Origin of the sequence: Serratia sp. (in: enterobacteria), assembly GCF_046715635.1 — a bacterium.
Taxonomy (GTDB): Bacteria; Pseudomonadota; Gammaproteobacteria; order Enterobacterales; family Enterobacteriaceae; genus Chania.
In genome coordinates this window covers 1-19,845 of record NZ_JBKJYW010000406.1, presented here as the reverse complement: position 1 = coordinate 19,845, position 19,845 = coordinate 1, and the positions used below count along the sequence as shown (strand labels likewise).

Genomic DNA, 19,845 nt, shown 5'->3' with positions numbered 1-19,845 from the left:
CTTGTGTGAGAAAGCTGCTAACCATCCTGAATGCGATGCTACGGGATAATAAAAAATGGGTGACAAATTAATCATCACCCGTTGACTTTAAACACAGCTGCTCTCCCTGTGGGAGAGGGTTAGGGTGAGGGAGCATGCCGCGCCACTGAAGCCTGAAGCAGGTGGGGATTATACAGGTTAGCCGACCGTTGAGCGCAGGAATGCGCGATTCGAGGCACAGCCAATTAGGGTTAGCACCTGATATCTCTCCACAAGCTAAAACCCCCGCAGGCTGGGAGTCTGCGGGGGTTTTGGCAACGGTGAACAAGCGAAGAGATTAGTGGATCCGGCGCCCGAAGCTGGTCAGGAGACAACCGCCTGTAAACCGTATTTATTGATTTTACGCCACAGCGTGGTGCGCCCTATTTTCAACGCCTTGGCCATCTCGTTCATTTTGCCACCGTACAGCTCCCAGGCCTGTTCGATCGTCTGTCTTTCCACTTCGTCCAGCGAAAGTAACGGCGGCAGTGCACCCCCGGCACTATTATGTAGATTGTTCTTTATTTCGTCAGGGAGCTCGTCGAAGTAAATAACGTGCCCTTTGCGATGCAGCAGTATTTTCTCGATTTTATTCTTTAACTCGGAATTATTGCCTTTCCAACTGTAATTCATCAATGCTTCCATCGCCTTATCGTCGACAGAGATAAAGGTATTATTAGCCTTACCATGTTCATTAATTAATGACTGGATAATATGCCGCACATCCTCTTTGCGATTCCTTAACGGTGGAATATCGATTTCATGGATGGAGATTTCATAATAAAGCTGTCGACTAAAACGATTCTGTGAAACATACAGCCCCAGATCGGATTGCGCGCTGGCAATAAACTGGAAATTCACCGGAATGAGCCGCTGGCTATCGCTGCGCATCACCAGGCCGGTTTTAAGCATTTTCAGCAAAGCACTCTGCAAGGTAGACGGTAAATATTCGATATTCTCCAGATAAAGCGTGCCACCATGGGCCAGTTCGAATTTTGACGATTGCCCTTTGTCTTCATCGTAACCCAGCACCTCTTTATCCATATTGTCTGGGTGCAGCATACCGCAGTTCAGGGTGATAAATGGCCCGGTTTTAAATTCACTTTCGTTGTGGATCGCCATCGCCAGCCCCAGCTTGCCAACCCCCTCTTCACCGTACAACAGGATCGGAACTCTGGATTTCACCGCCCGCTTCGCCACCGTGATCACATGCCGCATCTTTTTCGACACGGCGGGCAGATTCTCGAAGGTAATATTGGCGCTACGGCCAATCTGCCGCTGGGCCAACTCGCGTATCTTGTCCAAGGGATGGGAGAGTAGCAAGAAGCTGTGATCGCTTAACGGGCGCAGCGTGACCAGGGCTTCGATAAACTCACCCAACACCTCTACCGTGATTTGTTTGCGCACCAGCTTCACCCGTTGCTCGATCCCCGCCATGATGACCGGCGAGAAGCGAATGACCTGATGAATATTCTTGCCAATAATGTCGTTAACCGGCAGGTTGAAGGCGTGGGCCGCCTGGGGATTGATCATGGTGATGATCATATTTTCATCCCAGGCCAGCAGGCCGTCGTCCATGCATTCCAGCACCGCATTGCGCTGGCACAGCACATTGTTGGTGCTCAGTTGTTCACTGGTGATGTGTAACCGCAGTTCCACTTCGCGGGCGCAGGCATTGGCGATCATCAGGCTCTGCTTGCTGTGGAGTTCTGCGCGTTTGAGTAGCAGGATCGCCCCGCACTTTTTGCCGCTTAGGTCGAAGAACGGCGCCGCAGCACAAGCATAAGGATGCAGGTGTTTGTTGTAGTGTTCTGCGGTAAGGATCTCTACCGGTGAGTTCTGATCCAGGCACAGGCTGACCGCATTGGTACCAATGATGCCCTCATTCCAGAAACAGCCCTTTTTCAACCCTAACTGGTTGAGTTCGTTAATCAGGTTCGGGTGTCCTACCAGCGATAACATGCAGCCGTTGTCATCTGTGACCGCCAGCACCATCTCTTCAGGTTCGCCCAGCGCATAGGTATCTTCAATCACAATACCGGCCACCAGAATGGTGGTACGGTGGCGATGCAACAGTGAATTCAGGGTAAAGCCGGAAACAATGTGCGGTTTCATCCACTTATAGGGGCTGGATTGCTTGCAGCAGCGTTCCCAGGATTTAAGGACCGGTGAGGACAAAAATTCCGGGGCAACCCAATGATGTTTTTGGAAAAAATCCCACCGCTTTTTAAGTTCTAGCTGAATATCCATAATGACCTCGGCCTGGCATATTAATAAGAGAGTCTTATATTAAATTCCTTTTCTTTTTTTATTTTGTTCGGGTGGTAGTTTGATACTACCTGACTGCCTGCCGCGAATATTGATATTTCGCATGAAAGTGTTTTATTCATAAATCCAGATTATGAATTACGACTTGGCAAAAACATTAATAGTTCAATATCCTACTCAGGTTTTAGGCATTTACCCTGAATTTAATTCTTCTATCCGAGTAATATAAAGCAGTTTATTTGGGGATGGAGGGCAATCCAGGAGCATTTTGAGTCGCTCCTGGATTGTGGTTGGTCAGTCTTAGTCACGAATGCAGAAATTACTCATATGCTCCAGCGCACGGATCATCGCAGAGTGATCCCAGTGGCTGCCCCCCAACGCGGCACAGGTGCTGAACAACTGTTGGGCCATCGCGGTGTTAGGCAGGTTCAGTTGGAGCTCACGCGCCCCTTCCAACGCCAGATTAAGGTCTTTCTGGTGCAGCGCAATACGGAACCCTGGATCGAAGGTGCCCTTGACCATGCGCTCACCGTGAACCTCAAGAATTTTTGAAGAGGCAAACCCGCCCATCAACGCCTGGCGAACGCGGGCAGGATCGGCACCGGCTTTGGCAGCAAACAGCAGCGCTTCAGAAACCGCTTCAATATTCAGCGCCACGATGATCTGGTTGGCAACCTTGCAGGTCTGGCCATCGCCGTGTCCACCCACCAAGGTGATATTCTTGCCCAGGAGCTGGAACAGCGGACTGATACGCTCAAAGACTTCTGGATCGCCGCCCACCATGATGGAAAGCGTACCCGCTTTGGCCCCAACTTCGCCACCGGATACCGGAGCATCCATATACTGAGCGCCGGTTTTTTCCACCCGTGCGGCAAAGCGCTTGGTGGCCATGGGGGAAATGGAACTCATATCCACCACGGTCTTGCCAGCGCTCAGCCCTTTCTCCACTCCGTACTCTTCATTGAACAGCACATCTTCAACCTGCGGCGTATCCGGCACCATGATAAAAATCACTTCGCAGGCCAGGGCTACCGCCGCCGGGGTTGGGCAGGCAATCCCCTTGGCACCCAATAATTCCGCTGGTGCTTTCTCAAAATGCTCGGCGAAATAGAGCGTATAACCGGCATCCTGCAGGTTTTTGGCCATAGGCTTGCCCATGATGCCCGTTCCGATAAAACCAATATTCTTCATGATGATCCCTTATTGTTCACCCATGGAGTGCCAACCATCAGCCTCCGTAGGTAGTCATATTCAGAGGTTATTCAGCCAGCCCAGACCGGCTTCGGTGCCATTGGCTGGCACATATTCACAACCGATCCAGCCGTCATACCCCAACGCATCAATATGCTGGAACAGGAACGGGTAGTTGATCTCCCCAGTGCCGGGCTCATGGCGGCCTGGGTTGTCCGCCAGTTGCAGATGACCAATCAGCGGCAAATAACGCTCTAGGGTTTTGGCAAGATCGCCTTCCATGATTTGCATATGGTAAATGTCATACTGGTAGCGCAGGTTGGTTCTACCGACCTGCCTGACCAATTCCGCCGCCTGCTTGCTGTTATTGACAAAGAAGCCGGGAATATCGCGGGTATTGATCGCTTCAATCACCAGTTCGATGCCATGCTCCGCCAGGCGGTTGGCAGCAAAGGTCAGGTTGTTGATCAGCGTGGTATTGGCTTGCTCTTCGCTTAGCTGCTCAGGCTTCTTGCCAGCCAGGCAGTTCACCTTGCGGCATCCCAGCGCCTTGGCATAAACGATGGCGTTCTCCACGCCACTGCGGAACTCATCTACGCGATCGGGCAGGCAGGCAATACCGCGTTCCCCTTGCGCCCAGTCGCCCGCAGGCAAGTTAAACAGCACCTGGGTGAGTTGATGTTTAGCCAGCTCCTGGGCAATTTCCTGGGCCGAGAAGTCATAGGGAAACAGGTATTCAACCCCAGTAAAACCCGCTGTTTTGGCCGCCGCGAAGCGCTCCATAAACGGATATTCGGTAAACATCATGGTCAGGTTGGCAGCAAATTTTGGCATGATCTCTTTTCCTCCTGATGGCCGCGCTTAAAGGTCGATGATGTCTTCAAATTCGGTGACTTTATCGATATCCGGCCCCATGGCGATGTTGGTCACCCGCTCGGTGATCACTTCCACCACCACCGGCACGCGGTAACGATCGCGCAGTTGCTTAGCTTCTTCCAACGCAGGCCCGATCATCTCCGGGTCAAACACGCGCAATGCCTTACAGCCGAGCCCTTCCACCACTTTCACGTGGTCGACACCGTAACCATTCACCTCTGGCGCATTGATATTCTCGAACGCCAGTTGCACGCAGTAATCGATATCAAAGGCGCGCTGTGCCTGGCGGATCAGGCCAAGGTAGGCGTTGTTGATCAGCACGTGGATATACGGCAGGTTAAACTGCGCGCCTACCGCCAGCTCTTCCACCAGGAACTGGAAGTCATAGTCACCTGAGATCGCCACAACCTGAGTATCAGGATCGGCCTTCACCACCCCTAACGCGGCAGGCAATGTCCAGCCCAAAGGTCCAGCCTGACAGGCGTTGATCCAGTGACGAGGCTTGTAGACGTGCAGGAACTGGTTGGCCGCAATCTGGGCCAGACCGATGGTGGAGATATAACGGGTATCCTTACCAAAGGCTTTGTTCATCTCGTGATAGATGCGCTGTGGCTTGATCGGCGTGCAATCAAAGTCGTCGCGGCGCAGCATGCTGCGCTTACGCGCCAGGCAACTCTGTGCCCAGTCGCTACGGTCTTTCAGTTTGCCCGCAGCCTGCATTTCTTTAGCCACTTCGACAAAGCGCGCCAACGCCACTTTGGCGTCAGAGACGATCCCCAAATCTGGACTGAAAACGCGGCCAATTTGCGTCGGCTCGATATCGACGTGGATAAACTTGCGGTCTTTGGTGTAAGTCTCCAGCGCGCCGGTATTGCGGTTTGCCCAGCGGTTACCGATGCCGAAGACGAAATCGGACGCCAGGAAGTTGGCATTACCGTAGCGGTGGTTAGCCTGGCAGCCCATGCGCCCGGCCATCAGCGGATGATCGTCGGCAATCGCGCCCCAGCCACGTAAGGTCTGAATGACCGGTACACCGGTAATTTCGGCCAGTTCCAACAGCAGAGCGGAGGCTTCGGCGTTGATGATGCCGCCACCGGCGATCAACACCGGCTTTTCGGCCGCATTCAGCATTTCCAGCGCACGGATAGCCTGGGCACGAGTGGCCTGCGGGCGGTGCGGCACCATCGGTTGGTAGAGCTCAATATCAAACTCAATTTCCGCCATTTGCACGTCAAACGGCAAATCGATTAACACCGGTCCAGGGCGGCCCGAACGCATTTCGAAGAACGCCTTCTGGAAGGTACCTGGCAGTTGGCCGGCTTCAAGAATGGTCACGGCCATCTTGGTCACCGGCTTGGCGATGGACTCAATATCCACCGATTGGAAATCTTCCTTGTGCAGCTTGGCTACCGGCGCCTGGCCAGTCAGGCATAAGATCGGGATCGAGTCTGCCCAGGCGGCATACAGCCCAGTGATCATATCGGTTCCGGCTGGCCCGGAAGTTCCGATGCACACCCCAATGTTGTCCGCCGCAGCACGCGTGTAACCCTCCGCCATGTGCGACGCCCCTTCAACGTGGCGTGCCAGGATATGATCGATTCCCCCCAGCTTTTTCAATGCAGCGTAAAGTGGATTGATGGCCGCGCCAGGAACGCCAAAGGCGACGCTAATGCCCTCTTTTTTCAAAATTTCGACTGCTGCTTCAATTGATCTCATTCGTGCCATTTGCTGTCTCCAGAAATTCATACCCATCAAAGCCCTGAGCCAAGCTGGGACAATGCGCGGTATTACTGTCATTGACGTTTAATTTAAGTGTGATTATTCGATATTTTCAGAGCTCGGCAACTCAGAGGCATCGCGTTCAAAATGAAACGCCGCCGGTGCCTTTTTCGTTTCATACTGGAACGACTGGCGGATAAAACCAAAAAAAGTTTGAACTCCCAAAGTTATTAGCCGCTTCTCTGTCTCGCAATACATTAAATGATTTACCAGTCACAAATTACGGCATTATCCGGGCTAAAAGTTAACCGTTACGTAACTCATTACCAAGCACGTCATTGAGGAATTTTTTCTGCTCAACTCAAAGCTTCTTTTTTAAAATACAGTTCGATAGCATAAAATGCGGCGATAGCAAACAAGCCACTATAGGATAATCGATAGGCTCCGCCCCAATCCTTTAGCCAGGCGAGTCGCAACAACCCAAGAAAAACACCACACAAGACGGTGACTATCCAATAGTTTACCGTCAGATAAATATAATTTTCCTGTTGATTTGGCGTTTTCATACTCGCTCTCCATAAACCCTGTTTTCAGTTGGTTGACGCAGGAAAAACGCACGCCGCGGATGGCTGGCCGCACCTATTTTCGCCAACGGGTGATCGGGAAGAACCTCATGATGGCAAACCACATACTGGCGCCGACTACACGTCAGAAAGTGCTTTTTTACCGCAACCTGCTGGCTACATGGATCAAATACGTTGCCGTCGCCATCGATATAATCAGCCTCAATAATACAGTGATCGACACGCCGCGAGAGTTTTTTTGCCATCGACATCTGAATACTGGCATTATCCCCATCAGGCGATAAATCCCGACCGAGAAAAAATATACCGATAAACGGATTTTTTTGTGCTTGAACAATAAGCTCAACATGCTGCGTAATGAGATAATAACTTTCCTCTGGGAGTAATCCGATCAGAACTTCCCCCAGAGTCTGGCTATCAACATAAAGGCAACTCCCCGCCTCTAGTTCGCCAACAATTGCCTTGGCAATGGCCATAATCTGCTCAGCCCCAAAGATACTTTTCCCATCTTGAGGTTTATTTAGTTCCCCCGCACCGCCATGGCAGCGACGAAGTTGATGTTGGCACTCCAGTATATTCAAGTCTCGCCGGATAGTGTGAACGGAAACATTCAACTCTCTGGCCAACTCGTCCGTGCTAATATAGCCACGCTCTTGCAACTGGGCCAATATGGCACTATGTCTGGAGGCTACCTGGATTGATGTCAGCATACGGCCCTGTAAAATAGAGTGAATAATGCCTTTCCGCCAGCGCAGACCGTGGAGTATTAAATAATATTGATAAGCAATAAAGGGTTAATCTCTGGTTGAACCTCTCCTTGTGCCAACTAACTTAATCCTTGGTCAAGCGGCTAACGCTTGATTGAGCCAGTATGGATAAGGCAAAAATGATAGTCAAACCGGGGGGAAGTAGCGATATTCGTTTCATTTAGAAACATCGAGAGGGAATTGATAATGAGAAAAAACCCATTCCACGCGGTTATCACGCAGAATGGGTGGTAGTGAGGTAATGGATAATTTACCGCAGGTTCGGCGTAGAGCCACGGGCTGCGCGCCGTTGCTTTTCCAACTGCATGGCTTGCAGGTCCGCAGGCCGGATCAGGGTTAACGCCGCCGTTGGGCACACCTCGACACAGGCTGGCCCCGCTTCGCGCCCCTGACACAGATCGCATTTATTCGCCTGAGCCCGTTGATGCGCTACACCATTGCTGCCATAACCCTGATTGACCACCACCTCCATCGCGCCATAAGGGCAAGCCACCATGCAGCTCTTGCAGCCAATACAGCGCGACTGGAGCACCTGCACGCTGCCATCCTGGTTATAGATGGCCTCGTTCGGGCAGGCATTCAGGCAAGGGGCATTCTCACACTGGCGGCACAGCATCGGTACGCTGACGCTAAGGGTTTTCATCACCCGTAAGCGAGGATTGAAGTTTTCCGCCGTCATCGGTAACGGATTATCCCCCAGATGTGCCATCACGCAGGCAATCTCGCAGGTGCGGCAGCCAATGCACTGTTTCATATCGGCAATGACAAACTGATTCATACCGTCTCTCCTTGAGCCGCGCTAGAGCACATTGAGGTAATAACCGATGCTTTCCGCCGCCTTGCGCCCTTCGGCAATGGCGGTCACGATCAGATCGGCACCGCGCACGATGTCACCACCGGCGAAAATCTTGCGGTTACTGGTTTGGTACGGATAACCCGCCACCGTTGGCGCCACCACGCGCCCTTGCCTGTCCAGCATGACGTTATGTTCTGCCAACCAGCCCATACGATGCGGGCTAAAGCCAAAGGCCATGATCACCGCATCCGCCGGTACGATATGTTCGGAACCCTCAACAGGTACCGCCTGCCGCCTGCCCTGGCTATCGGGAGCCCCCATTTCGGTTCGCCGCATCTGAATGCCGCTGACCTTACCTTCCTCATCGATCACGATGCTTAGCGGTTGCAGGTTGAACATGAATTCTGCGCCCTCTTCCCGCGCATTTTTCACTTCCTTTTTCGACCCCGGCATACTCTTTTCATCACGCCGATAGGCACAAATCACCTGCTCAGCACCGTGACGTAATGAGGTACGAACGCAGTCCATAGCGGTATCACCGCCCCCCAGTACGATCACCCGCTTGCCCGCCATATTGACGTAAGGGCTTTGCGGGTTTTCGGCATAGCCCATCAGCTGTTGGGTGTTGGCGATCAGGAATGGCAAGGCGTCATACACTCCCGGCGCACCTTCATTTTCCAGGCCGGAACGCATCGATTTATAGGTTCCCACGCCAAGGAACAGCGCATCGTAATCATTGAGCAGGGTTTCCATCGAGATGTCTTTGCCAATCTCGGTATTCAAACGGAACTCCACACCCATATCGCTGAAGATCTCACGCCTTCTGGCCATCACGTCCTTTTTCAGCTTGAACGCCGGAATGCCGAAGGTCAGCAACCCACCAATTTCGGGATAGCGATCAAATACCACCGGTTTGATGCCATGGCGCACCAGGATATCGGCACAGCCCAGCCCCGCCGGACCCGCGCCAATAATGGCAACGCGCTTGCCACTGGCTTTCACCGCCGACATATCTGGCCGCCAGCCCATCTCAAAGGCCGTTTCGGTGATGTAGCGTTCAATGTTACCGATGGTGACGGCTCCCCCATGCTCATTGAGCGTACAGGATTGCTCGCACAATCGGTCCTGTGGGCATACCCGCCCGCACACTTCCGGCAGGCTGCTGGTTTGGTGCGATAGCTCCGCCGCTTCCCAGATGCGCCCCTGGCTGGCCAGCTTGATCCACTGCGGGATCTGATTATGTAGCGGGCAGGTCCAGGCGCAGATACTTTGCTTGCCGCAGCTCAGGCAACGTTCGGCCTGTTGCTGGATCTGCTGCTCATTAAAGGGTTGGTAGATTTCGGCAAAACTGGTTTGGCGTAGCTCGAGCGGGATTTTGCTGGCTTCCAGGCGTGGTGCCCGAGGCTGTTGCAACAGATTACGGATTGGCGTTGATTTCTTCGACGCTTTCGCTTCCGGGCTCTGATTAGCGGCACTGCCAAACAGTTGGCTATGGTGATCGCGCGCGGCCGCACGTAGCCGCTTGTCTCGCTGCTGATCCAGCAACGTTTGGTTATCCACCAGGCTTAGTGCATGGGTTGGGCAGGCGCGCACACAGGCAGGTTCATGGTTCAGCTCGCTGCACAGGTCGCATTTCTGGGCCTCGACCTTCTGATAGCTGTCTGCCAGGCGATGATTGGCGGGCTGCACCATTTCTGTCACTACCGTCATCATGCCAAACGGACAAGCGACCGCACAGGCTTTGCAGCCGATGCATTTCTCCTGGCTGACCTGAATGCTGGTATCACTCTGTTCAATGGCCCCGGTAGGACAAACATTGGCACAGGGCGCATCTTCACAATGGTGGCAGAACACGGCCGTATTACCCTGGGTGCTCTGAATAACCTTGACTCTGGGGGTGAAATATTCACGCTTGCTTGGGTATGCCCCTTGATGATGCGCAGTCACGCAGGCGACCTCGCAACTCCGGCAGCCAATGCAGGCTTCTGATTCCGCAACGATAAATTGATTCATAGGTATCCTTTCCGAACAGGCTGACTGAAAAAACACACTTTCGTTGACGTTATCTCCTTATCTTGGCTGGCGTAGGCAGGTGTCAGTAAGGTTATAACCATGTAAATATAGTGGTTGTATTTGATCCCTTTCCATGACATTTCGCATGAAAATGGCGTAATGCCCCCATCCGCTGTAAAGCCAGGCAGGACAACACTTCGCTTTCATCACCCATTGTCGTATTGGATCACATTTATACAACGCCATTGGTTGTTCTATTGCCCTCAATACATTAATATTATTTATACATATATGGATTTTTTGTTTTTATTGAGCGGAATATATTCATGTAATAAATGAGGAATGTGCATGCCAGGGATAAGCAAGAAAGCCAGCGGGCTGCGGTTTACGTTTAGTATTGGCAAGTTGCCAGCAGACGCTTTTGTGGTGGTGGGATTTACGCTGCATGAGCAATTCTCCAGCCCTTTCACGCTGGAGATTGAGGCTGCCAGTGCCAGGCCCAGCGTGGCGTTTCACTCGATCCTGGATAGTAACGCGACCCTGACGATTTGGCGAAATACCGAGGTGCAACGCGTCGTTAATGGCATCGTTATCTCCCTGGAGCAAGGGGACACCGGACTTCATCAAACGCGTTACCGGTTTAGCATCCGTCCCTCGCTCTGGCGAGCCGGGTTAGGACACCACTCACGCATTTTCCAGCAACAGGATTTTCTGACCATTGTGCAAACCGTGCTGAAAGAAAACAATATCAGCAATTTTGCTTACGCTTTTCGTCAAACGCACGGTGTACGTGATTTTTGCGTCCAATATGACGAAAGCGATCTTGAGTTCATCAGCCGCCTGGCCGCAGAAGAAGGGATCTACTATTGCTTCGAGCACCAAGACGGCGTGCACACGGTAGTCTTTTATGATGATTCTGCCTCAGCGGATGACGGCCCGACATTACCCTACCACCCCGGCAAAGCGGAACAAGCCGACGAATGGTGTGTCACCAGCTTTCGCCGCCGGGAGAGCGTGCGCCTTACCGAGGTACGGCTGAAAGATTACACCTTTAAAGATCCCCAATGGGCCGCAGAATATGGCGACCATGCGCGCGATATTGAACATCAGCCAACCCAGTATGTTCATTACGACTATCCTGGCCGCTATAAAGACCAGAAAGGTGCCGCGTTTGCCCGTTGGCGTATCCAGGCGTTGCGAAATGATGCCCATCAGGGCGAAGGGGAAAGTAACTGCCCGGCACTGCAACCTGGCGAGCACTTCATCCTGCAAGGTCATCCACAGGAGAGCAATAACCGGCGCTGGCAAATCAGCGGGGCAACTCACACTGGCAGGCAACCGCAGGCATTGGAGGCCGTATCAGGAGAGCAAGGCACTACCCTGGCCTGCCGGTTTAACTTTATTCCGGATCGTCAGACCTGGCGTCCCCATCCATTGCCGAAACCGCGTATCGATGGCGCACAGATTGCCATTGTCACCGGCCCGGCTACTGAAGAAATCTTTTGTGATGAGTTTGGTCGGGTGAAGGTCCGTTTTCTCTGGGATCGCTCGGGCAGAACCGATGACAGCAGCTCCTGTTGGATCCGGGTATCACACCCTTGGGCAGGGCCACGTTGGGGCATGTCGGCCGTGCCGCGCATCGGCCATGAGGTGATCGTCGAGTTTCTGAATGGCGATCCCGATCAGCCCGTGATTATCGGCCGCACCTATCATGCCAGCAACCTACCCCCGGGCAAACTGCCGGGTACTAAAACCCAGATGTCGATCCGTTCACAAACCCATAAGGGTGAAGGTTTTAACGAGTTGCGTTTTGAAGATGAAAAAGGCCGGGAAGAGCTCTACCTGCATGCGCAAAAGAACATGACAACCGAAGTGCTGCATGACAGTACCGAACGTATCGATCATGACCAGAACCGGCGGATAGGCAACGATCGTCGGCAACAGATTGTCCACAATGATTTTCTGCAGGTTAATGGCGAAAAGCGTGACCGGATAGAAAGCGATTATTCCCTGAGCGTGAATAGCAATTGCCATATCCATGCCAACAGCGCCCTATTAGCGGAAGTTGGGCAGGAAATTCACCTGAAGTCCGGCAGCAAAATAGTGATAGAAACCGGCACGGAAATCACCCTCAAGGCCGGTTCCAGCTTTATAAAAATCGATCCTAGTGGCATCACGATCGGCCCCACGCTCCATGTAGGCACCGGCAGCCCAGGCTCCGGCAGAGGATGGGGCGGCAAAATGCCCGATGTTATCCCTATCCCAGCCAGCGTCCCTGCCTTTGCGCTAAATCCTGCTCAGGTCAGCGCGTTTAAACAACCGCGAGCATTTTGCGAAGAGTGTGAGCGATGTAAACAACAGGGCTGCGCAATTTAATCGGATCAGTTTGCTGGAGGAAACGAAGATATGGAGAGTCAACTACAGCAATGGTTGGCCAATTCAGCATCAGGACAACGGCTTTATGCGGTGTTGTCCAGCGTCAGCGATGCGCAACCATTGAAACACTACTACCAACTCGATGGCTCCCGCGTTGCAGAAGGGATTTATCACTATACGGCCTACAAAGATTGGTACGAAGTGATGCCCTATCTAGTGGAGCTGTCGGTTAATAGTCCGTTCTTGGCGTGGGTAGATGAGACTCCCTCAACAGACTGGGGATGGCTGGCAGTCAGTGAACAGCCACGTCAGCGCATTCTCGACCATTTACGGGGCTTAACGCAGATTAAATTACCGGCTGAGAAGACGGTATTTTTCCGCTATTGGGATGGTCAGTTTTTGCCGTTAATCCTGGCCGCCTCCACCGAACAGCAGAAAAATCAGCTAATGGGGGTGTTCAGCTCGCTTTGGGTACGGCAACAGGTTATTGAATTGCCAGCGCAGGCAGCTCCCGTTCTGGCAGGAATGGTGACGCTGGAAGAAGCGCAACTCGCCAAGTTAAAGCAGCAAAACCAGAACGAGCAGATTAGCCAACTACAGCGCTACTTTAGCGATAAATTTCCGAAGCGTTCCCGCCTGTTGGGTGATGAACAGGTCCAGCGGTTCATTACGCTTATCGCGGATAAATGCCAAACTTACCAGTTGGAACGTTTTAACGATCGTTGCCAGTTTCTTGATTTAGCCTGTAGTTTGGGCAGCCATTTTGATACCGATCTCCAGCTTGAGCATATCGTCGCGCCCTATTTGTCTACCGCAGCAAAGGAGCCAGGGCAACTGACCGAGTTAAATCGGCAGTTGGGGCAGGTTTTTGTCCAAAGCATGGGCGAGCGGTTAGAGATCTATCTGGCAGCGCTGGAAAGACTAAAAATCCTGCAACTTAACCAGTTGCCCTATATGTATGAAGAGCAACATGTGGTGGATTATGTGCGTTCACTTTACCCCGAGCGGGCGCAGTACGTTCCCATACATCAGATGTTTGGCCTATTAGCTCAGGATAAAAATTGGTTTCAGGAACATGGGATCACCACGTTCTACGGGCAGGCGGTTATCTTGGCATTACAGTTCTTCCTGGGCCATAAAGTCTTTGATGACCCGCTCTACCCTTGGGTTAAGGCTCATTTTGCTGATAACTACGTTAATCAGGAAGACGTACGGCTGGCTGAGTTGGTGGCCTACACTCAACGACGCATCAGAAAGGAACTATTGATGTTACGCAAGCATTTGGAGGCTAGATAATGTGCGCATCGGATGGAATTATTTTTCCGGGTTATGATTATAAATACGAAAATAATGATCCAGGTGACTTTGTTATCTTGCCTAGCGTAAAGGAACAGCAAGGTAAGATCACCGCAAGCTGTTTAAAGACCTTGGTAGTATTTGTTGGCGGTGCGATGGATGCCAGCTACCAGCCGCTGCTAAGGGGTGTTTTCGTTCCTTATGAAGAAAAAAATGGCAGGGACACTAAGGATAACACCGGCAAGATTATCACTCAGCGCAAACAGGATGTGGCCTATTCCGAACATGGCGGTGGCAAAGTTCCGCCGCTAATGAAAGAGTGGCATGCTGCCGGGCAGAAAATCGTGCTGGTAGGCCATAGCTGGGGTGGGGACCGAGTGATTTTATTGGCGCAGGAAAATCCTGATATTCCGATTGAGTTACTGGTAACCCTTGATCCTGTATCAAGGAAAGGAAAAAGTCCAAAACCCAAAAATGTTAAACGTTGGGATAATATCTATATTGATTACTCGATTGCTGACAGGAGCTCCGCCAATATGATTGCTCGAACCGGTGGCCCTTGGGAGAATTGCCCAGGCGCGGATGAAAATAAATCACTAAATACTTTAACCAGTATGGCTAATCGCGGGCATGCCGATGCAGACTTGATGTTTCAACAGGAGATCGTTAAAGTTGAAAAAATTTAAGATCATTACAATAAGTTCTATTTTATTGACTTCGGGGTGTAAAAACTACGTACCGTATTCATATATAGACCATATAGTAAGCATGACTGAAATTTACTGCACACAAAGTGGATTTCCAAAGTGTGAAGATTACCACTCTTGTGTTTCTGAAAATTACGAACGGGTAAAGTCAAAAGCTCCGATGCAATTAGGAACAGCTAGAATTATAATTATACAAGGATCTCTAAATATTATGGAGAAAAATGATTACACTGATTTAATAAAAAATTCCTACAATTTATTAGACCACAAACAAACCAACATTAAGGTTTCAAGCCTCAACATGGGCATCAGTTATTTTATCTACGCCCATAACGCCTGCGCCAGCATCACCGGGGATAAAACTTATAACATCGATAGCTATATGCCACTACTGAGGGAGAATTTAGGGATTAAGTAACGGCTTCAATGGCATCAGAGACAACGCTCGCGCGACAAAAGTGCTATCTTTGTCGCCGTTGTTTCATAAAGCTTTATTTTTAATATCTATAGCGGTTTTTTTAGCTACGAAACAAAAAATTTCACCTTAAAATCAACTCAATAACCCTACTAGGCCCCCCATCAGATTAACCCCTGCTTCGTCTATAATTTAAAAAGCTAACAATTGGCATGCAAGGTGAGCACTATGGCAGCAAAGATCACAGGTTTTAGAAGCCGCTATCCGCTACATATCCAGATTGCCGCGCTGTTTACCTTGCTGATTGTCTCCATCGGCAGCGTGATCGTGCTTTTTAGCCACGGCCAACTCTCCAAACTGACCGAGGCCAGCACCAACCGGCAGTATCAAAAAACCGGGGAAGCTATTGCTGAGGAGCTAGATTCTGTTACCCGTAGCATGAAAATGTCGGTGAATATGCTGGCGCGTATGCCCATAATAGAGGCCACCACGCTCGAACAACGCATGGCGTTTATCGGCCCGCTGGTCGAAATACTCAAGCAAAATGATTATGCCAATGCGGTATACAGCGCTTATCCCAACGGCGATTTCTTTATACTGCGCCGCCTCTCCCCTGCCAACCGAGCTTTATTTAATGCGCCAGAAGATGCCGAATGGCTGGCACAAAGTTACCGTTTTTTGGCGACCTCGCCACAGGCTAAGAATATCTTTTTGGACGGTAAACAGCAGGTTATGGCGGTAAAAACCGTGCCGTATAACAATTATGATCCCAGGGAGCGTAATTGGTATCAGTTGGCGGTAAAAACTCAGCAACTGATTACCTCCCCGCTCTATACCTTCAAAGGCACCGGCGAAGCCGGCTTCACCTACAGCATCCAGGCTCCAGATAACCACGCCGTGATCGGTTTGGACGTTTCGCTGGCGTCACTTTCACTGTTTCTTCAACAGAATCTGCCGCCGGATAGCCAAGCGGTGATTATCAACGCAGCCAAAGAAACGATCGCCAGTTTGCCTGCGCAAAATCCCCAAGGCCAAGATGGGCTGAACAGTATTGCCCACATGCCGGTGTTACAAACGTTGCTAGATCCCCATCACGGCGCAAGCAGCCTATTTACGGCCCAAGGGCAGAGCTGGTTTGGGGCCGTTGTGGAGCTTCAAGGGCAAAGTGAAGGCTACCAGTTGGTGATTGCCACGCCCTCGGCCTATCTGACCGCCGATGCCAACGCCATCCGCAACCGCTCTACCCTGATCGCTTTTGCGTTGCTGCTGCTCAGCCTGCCGCTGGTCTGGTATTTCTCCCTATGTATTTCCCGGCCGCTGATCCGCCTGCGCCAGGATGCCGATGCCATCAGCAATCTGCATTTTGATGAGCGGGCAGAGGAACGCTCGGTGATTGAAGAAGTGGACGACCTGCACAAAGCGATGTCCAAAATGAAGCTGACGCTCAAGCAGTTTATCTCGATGGGCAGCCTGTTATCCGCCAAGGATAATTTCCCGCAGCAGATGCAGGGTTTGCTCAATGAAACCAGCAAAATCGCGACCATGAGCGGCGGCATTATTTTCCTGTCAGACAAAACGCCCGGCTGCTTTTCCCCCATAGCCTGCAACTGGGCTGGAAAAGAGGTGGCCATTTCGGAGGTGGCATCGTTGCAGTTTGATCCACAGCAACCCAGCGCGTTCTGGCAGAACCTGGAAGGTAAAACCGTTGCCGGAGTCTTTACCAGCGAGAATATCCCCAGCCAACTGCTTACGGTCTTTGGTTCCCATTTGCCGCTGCGCTACGTGGCCGTCCCGATGCAAACTCATGATCGGCAACTGATGGGGTTCTTACTGCTGTTCAATCCTGCCGAAGCTGGCCCGGAACATAGGCAAGCCAAAGTACAGCTGATTAATGCCCTGGTGGGCAGCTTATCGGTAGCGATAGAGACGCAATATCTGCTGCAAGAACAAAAGGATCTGATGGGGGCCTTTATTCAGTTGATCGCCGGAGCGATTGACGCCAAGAGCGCCTATACCGGCGGCCATTGCCAGCGCGTACCAGTCATTACCAAGATGCTGGCCAAGGCAGCGGTTGAAGCCAAACAAGGACCGTTTGCCGATTTTACCCTTTCCGCCAATGAGTGGGAGGAACTGCACACCGCCTGCTGGCTGCATGACTGCGGGAAAATCACCACGCCGGAAGCCATCGTGGATAAGGCTACCAAGCTGGAGATGATTTACGACCGTATCCACGAGGTGCGGATGCGCTTTGAGGTGCTGAAGCGGGAGAAAGAGGTTAGCTTCTTGCGTAAGCACGCTACGAACCCCGCTACCGAGCAGGAAGAACAACAGCTACGCGATGAGCTGCAGCAGTTGGACGAGGATTTCTATTTTATTGCCCAGTGCAATATCGGTGGCGAATTTCTGTCTGACAGCGCGCTCGCACGCATTCAACAGATCGCGCAATATCAATGGACCCGGACGCTGGATGACACCGCAGGCGTAGCCCGGGAAGAATTGGTGCGCAAAAACCGCCGCCCTTCCGTCCCCTTACCTACCCAGGAGCCACTGCTGGCGGATAAAGAAGAACATATCATCTACCGCGACGAGAAAAGCCATCTGCCGGAAAGCTATCACTTCAAACTCAAGGAACCGACCTTACTCTATAACCACGGGGAGATTTACAACCTGGGCATCCGAAGGGGCACCTTGAGTGAGGAGGAGCGCTATAAAATCAACGAGCACATTATGCAGACTATCATCATGCTGGAAAAACTGCCGTTCCCACGCACCATGGCCAACGTGGCGGTGATTGCCGGTGGCCATCATGAACGCATGGATGGCAAAGGCTATCCTTACCAGTTAACCCACCAGCAGATGAGCATTCCGGTACGTATGATGGCGATCGCCGACGTATTTGAAGCCCTGACGGCGGCCGATCGGCCTTATAAACCCGGCAAGCTGTTATCTGAGGCTCTCAATATCCTGGTCAGCATGGCGAATGAAAATCATCTGGATCGTGAGCTGTTGAAGCTGTTTCTGGAGGCTGGGATTTGGCGTGACTATGCGCAGAGCTATCTGCCGGTCGATAAAATAGATCGCGTCGATATTTCCGCGCTGTTACGCAAACTCGAAATACCCGATAGCCAACCGGTAGACTGATACCCTACGGTTTCGCATCTCCTCACCCCAGCCCTCTCCCTGTACAGACCGGGGACATCATGAACACTTGTTCGGGGACATGGTAGACACTTACAACATAGGTATGAGTACTTCTGAGTGGAGCTGCTTATGCCGTGGAATGAGAGATCTGCCATGTCATTACGTACCGAGTTTGTGCTTTTCGCCTCGCAAGAAGGCGCTAATATCCGTGCGCTATGCCGTCAGTTCGGCATAGCGCCTGCCACCGCATACAAGTGGTTACATCGCTGGCAGTCTGATGGGCGGACCGGTCTGAACGAACGTTCTCGTGTGCCACACCATTCCCCCAGCAGAACCCCTGACACCGTTGTCGAACACCTCCGCGCTGGGCACCTGACCCATCCGATGTGGGGCGCGCGCAAGCTCAAGCGGTGGCTCGAGATGCAGGGGCATACGTTACCTGCCGCCAGCACCGTGCATAACCTGATGCGCCGCCATGACCTGCTACCGGGCGGTCCGTCACCGGCTCCTACCGTCGGACGCTTTGAACATGAAGCCCCGAACCAGCTCTGGCAGATGGACTTTAAAGGCCACTTCCCCTTCGCCGAAGGGCGTTGTCATCCGCTGACCTTGCTGGATGACCATTCACGCTTCTCGCTCTGTCTGGCGCACTGCCCGGACGAACGACGGGTCACCGTGCAGTCACAGTTGATAGCGGTGTTCGAACGTTATGGCTTGCCGGAGAGAATGACCATGGATAACGGGGCGCCCTGGGGGGACACGACGGGCAGTTGGACCGCGCTGGAACTGTGGCTGATGCGTCAGGGTATCCGGGTGGGCCACTCGCGACCTTATCATCCTCAGACTCAGGGTAAGCTGGAGCGCTTCCACCGGAGCCTGAAGGCAGAGCTCCTGCAGGGACGGTGGTTTACCCATGCCGCGCAGTTGCAGGAGGTGTTCGACGCCTGGCGAGATACCTACAACCTGGAACGTCCACACGAAGCACTGTCAATGGCGGTTCCGGCGTCCCGTTATCAGCCTTCATCACGACAGTACAATGGCAATCCGGCGGCAGCCGAGTATGACGAAGGGGTCTTGGTCAGGAAAGTGGATATCAGTGGAAAACTGAGCCTGAAAGGAATGGGCCTGAAAGTGGGCAAGGCCTTTATCGGTGAATATGTCGGGCTGAAGGAAAGTGAGAGAGAGGGCTACTACGAGGTATGGTGGTACAGCACGAAAGTGGGGATGATCGACCTGAGAAATAGGTCGATCATCATGGGTAAAGGATGTTAAAAAGTGTTCACCATGTCCTTGAACACCTGTCTACCATGTCCCCGGTCTGTACATCCCTAAGGGCGAGGGAGCCAGTCCGTGTACTGTGTTAGCCCGAGTTTCTTATGGGGTATCAGAGAGTTCGATCGGTTTCCGCTTGCCTGTACACTGGATTAGCCTGAATTTTTCCGGAGTATCAGCGAGCTCGATCGGTCCCCTCTCCCTGTGGGAGAGGGTTAGGGTGAGGGGGACATTCACTTTTACCAGACCAGAACATAGCGACGTCAGCCCGTTGCCGCCGCGCCATCGGAAGGGATACGATGCCTGCCTTTATTGTTTCGCTGTGGCACCAGATAGTGCTGTCTTTGCCGTTATTTGTGCTGATCGTGCTGGGATATGGCCTTATCCGCTGGGGAAAGTGGCCAGC

14 protein-coding genes and 1 pseudogene are annotated in these 19,845 nt (G+C 52.1%); 7 read left to right on the top strand and 8 right to left on the bottom strand.

What is annotated here, in order from left to right:
* Positions 1–342: 342 nt before the first annotated feature.
* The 8 genes from dhaR to aegA all read right to left on the bottom strand — a co-directional run bounded on the left by dhaR (position 343) and on the right by aegA (position 10,232).
* Positions 343–2,268 (bottom strand): dihydroxyacetone kinase operon transcriptional regulator DhaR, encoded by a 1,926-nt coding sequence (dhaR, locus tag ACLQ7H_RS21045; protein WP_411754343.1) that lies wholly within the window; start codon positions 2,266–2,268, stop codon positions 343–345.
* A 318-nt stretch (positions 2,269–2,586) separates the two neighbouring features.
* Positions 2,587–3,477 carry a 2-hydroxy-3-oxopropionate reductase gene (glxR, locus tag ACLQ7H_RS21040; RefSeq protein ID WP_411754342.1) on the bottom strand — a complete coding sequence of 297 codons (891 nt, stop codon included), beginning with the start codon at positions 3,475–3,477 and terminating at the stop codon, positions 2,587–2,589.
* A gap of 60 nt (positions 3,478–3,537) precedes the next feature.
* Positions 3,538–4,311: a hydroxypyruvate isomerase gene (gene hyi / locus ACLQ7H_RS21035; protein WP_411754341.1), complete on the bottom strand. Its 774-nt coding sequence runs from the start codon at positions 4,309–4,311 to the stop codon at positions 3,538–3,540.
* A 27-nt stretch (positions 4,312–4,338) separates the two neighbouring features.
* Positions 4,339–6,078: a glyoxylate carboligase gene (gene gcl, locus ACLQ7H_RS21030; protein ID WP_411754340.1), complete on the bottom strand. Its 1,740-nt coding sequence runs from the start codon at positions 6,076–6,078 to the stop codon at positions 4,339–4,341.
* Positions 6,079–6,428: 350 nt separating this feature from the next.
* Entirely contained in the window at positions 6,429–6,638 is a 210-nt protein-coding gene (locus ACLQ7H_RS21025; protein ID WP_411754339.1) for a hypothetical protein, read from the bottom strand.
* A complete protein-coding gene (locus ACLQ7H_RS21020) occupies positions 6,635–7,366 on the bottom strand; it encodes a DeoR family transcriptional regulator (protein WP_411754338.1) in 732 nt (243 codons plus the stop codon). Before ACLQ7H_RS21020 ends, ACLQ7H_RS21025 begins: the two co-directional genes overlap by 4 nt.
* Positions 7,367–7,673: 307 nt before the next feature.
* Entirely contained in the window at positions 7,674–8,201 is a 528-nt protein-coding gene (locus tag ACLQ7H_RS21015) for a 4Fe-4S dicluster domain-containing protein (RefSeq protein WP_411754337.1), read from the bottom strand.
* Positions 8,202–8,222: 21 nt separating this feature from the next.
* Positions 8,223–10,232, bottom strand: coding sequence for a formate-dependent uric acid utilization protein AegA (gene aegA / locus ACLQ7H_RS21010; RefSeq protein ID WP_411754336.1), 2,010 nt, complete (start codon positions 10,230–10,232; stop codon positions 8,223–8,225).
* 348 nt (positions 10,233–10,580) lie between these two features.
* Here aegA and ACLQ7H_RS21005 point away from each other — a divergent pair, with 348 nt between their 5' ends.
* From ACLQ7H_RS21005 to ACLQ7H_RS20975, 7 genes and pseudogenes are all read left to right on the top strand, one after another.
* Positions 10,581–12,608: a type VI secretion system Vgr family protein gene (locus ACLQ7H_RS21005; RefSeq protein WP_411754335.1), complete on the top strand. Its 2,028-nt coding sequence runs from the start codon at positions 10,581–10,583 to the stop codon at positions 12,606–12,608.
* Between the two features lie 30 nt (positions 12,609–12,638).
* Entirely contained in the window at positions 12,639–13,904 is a 1,266-nt protein-coding gene (locus ACLQ7H_RS21000) for a DUF4123 domain-containing protein (RefSeq protein WP_411754334.1), read from the top strand.
* Positions 13,904–14,590, top strand: coding sequence for a hypothetical protein (locus tag ACLQ7H_RS20995; RefSeq protein WP_411754333.1), 687 nt, complete (start codon positions 13,904–13,906; stop codon positions 14,588–14,590). Before ACLQ7H_RS21000 ends, ACLQ7H_RS20995 begins: the two co-directional genes overlap by 1 nt.
* A complete protein-coding gene (locus ACLQ7H_RS20990) occupies positions 14,577–15,029 on the top strand; it encodes a hypothetical protein (protein WP_411754332.1) in 453 nt (150 codons plus the stop codon). Before ACLQ7H_RS20995 ends, ACLQ7H_RS20990 begins: the two co-directional genes overlap by 14 nt.
* 225 nt (positions 15,030–15,254) lie before the next feature.
* Positions 15,255–18,167, top strand: coding sequence for an HD domain-containing phosphohydrolase (locus tag ACLQ7H_RS20985; RefSeq protein WP_411754331.1), 2,913 nt, complete (start codon positions 15,255–15,257; stop codon positions 18,165–18,167).
* Positions 18,168–18,284: 117 nt separating this feature from the next.
* The gene (locus ACLQ7H_RS20980; protein WP_411754330.1) at positions 18,285–19,439 is read left to right on the top strand and encodes an IS481 family transposase; all 1,155 of its coding nucleotides are present in this window, start codon (positions 18,285–18,287) and stop codon (positions 19,437–19,439) included.
* A 299-nt stretch (positions 19,440–19,738) separates the two neighbouring features.
* A pseudogene (locus ACLQ7H_RS20975) lies at positions 19,739–19,845 on the top strand (AEC family transporter); the annotation flags it as partial.

Coding starts and splice junctions, on each gene's coding strand:
- dhaR (WP_411754343.1), bottom strand. CDS start 2,268: ATGGATATTCAGCTAGAACTTAAAAAGCGGTGGGATTTTTTCCAAAAA.
- glxR (WP_411754342.1), bottom strand. CDS start 3,477: ATGAAGAATATTGGTTTTATCGGAACGGGCATCATGGGCAAGCCTATG.
- hyi (WP_411754341.1), bottom strand. CDS start 4,311: ATGCCAAAATTTGCTGCCAACCTGACCATGATGTTTACCGAATATCCG.
- gcl (WP_411754340.1), bottom strand. CDS start 6,078: ATGGCACGAATGAGATCAATTGAAGCAGCAGTCGAAATTTTGAAAAAA.
- ACLQ7H_RS21025 (WP_411754339.1), bottom strand. CDS start 6,638: ATGAAAACGCCAAATCAACAGGAAAATTATATTTATCTGACGGTAAAC.
- ACLQ7H_RS21020 (WP_411754338.1), bottom strand. CDS start 7,366: ATGCTGACATCAATCCAGGTAGCCTCCAGACATAGTGCCATATTGGCC.
- ACLQ7H_RS21015 (WP_411754337.1), bottom strand. CDS start 8,201: ATGAATCAGTTTGTCATTGCCGATATGAAACAGTGCATTGGCTGCCGC.
- aegA (WP_411754336.1), bottom strand. CDS start 10,232: ATGAATCAATTTATCGTTGCGGAATCAGAAGCCTGCATTGGCTGCCGG.
- ACLQ7H_RS21005 (WP_411754335.1), top strand. CDS start 10,581: ATGCCAGGGATAAGCAAGAAAGCCAGCGGGCTGCGGTTTACGTTTAGT.
- ACLQ7H_RS21000 (WP_411754334.1), top strand. CDS start 12,639: ATGGAGAGTCAACTACAGCAATGGTTGGCCAATTCAGCATCAGGACAA.
- ACLQ7H_RS20995 (WP_411754333.1), top strand. CDS start 13,904: ATGTGCGCATCGGATGGAATTATTTTTCCGGGTTATGATTATAAATAC.
- ACLQ7H_RS20985 (WP_411754331.1), top strand. CDS start 15,255: ATGGCAGCAAAGATCACAGGTTTTAGAAGCCGCTATCCGCTACATATC.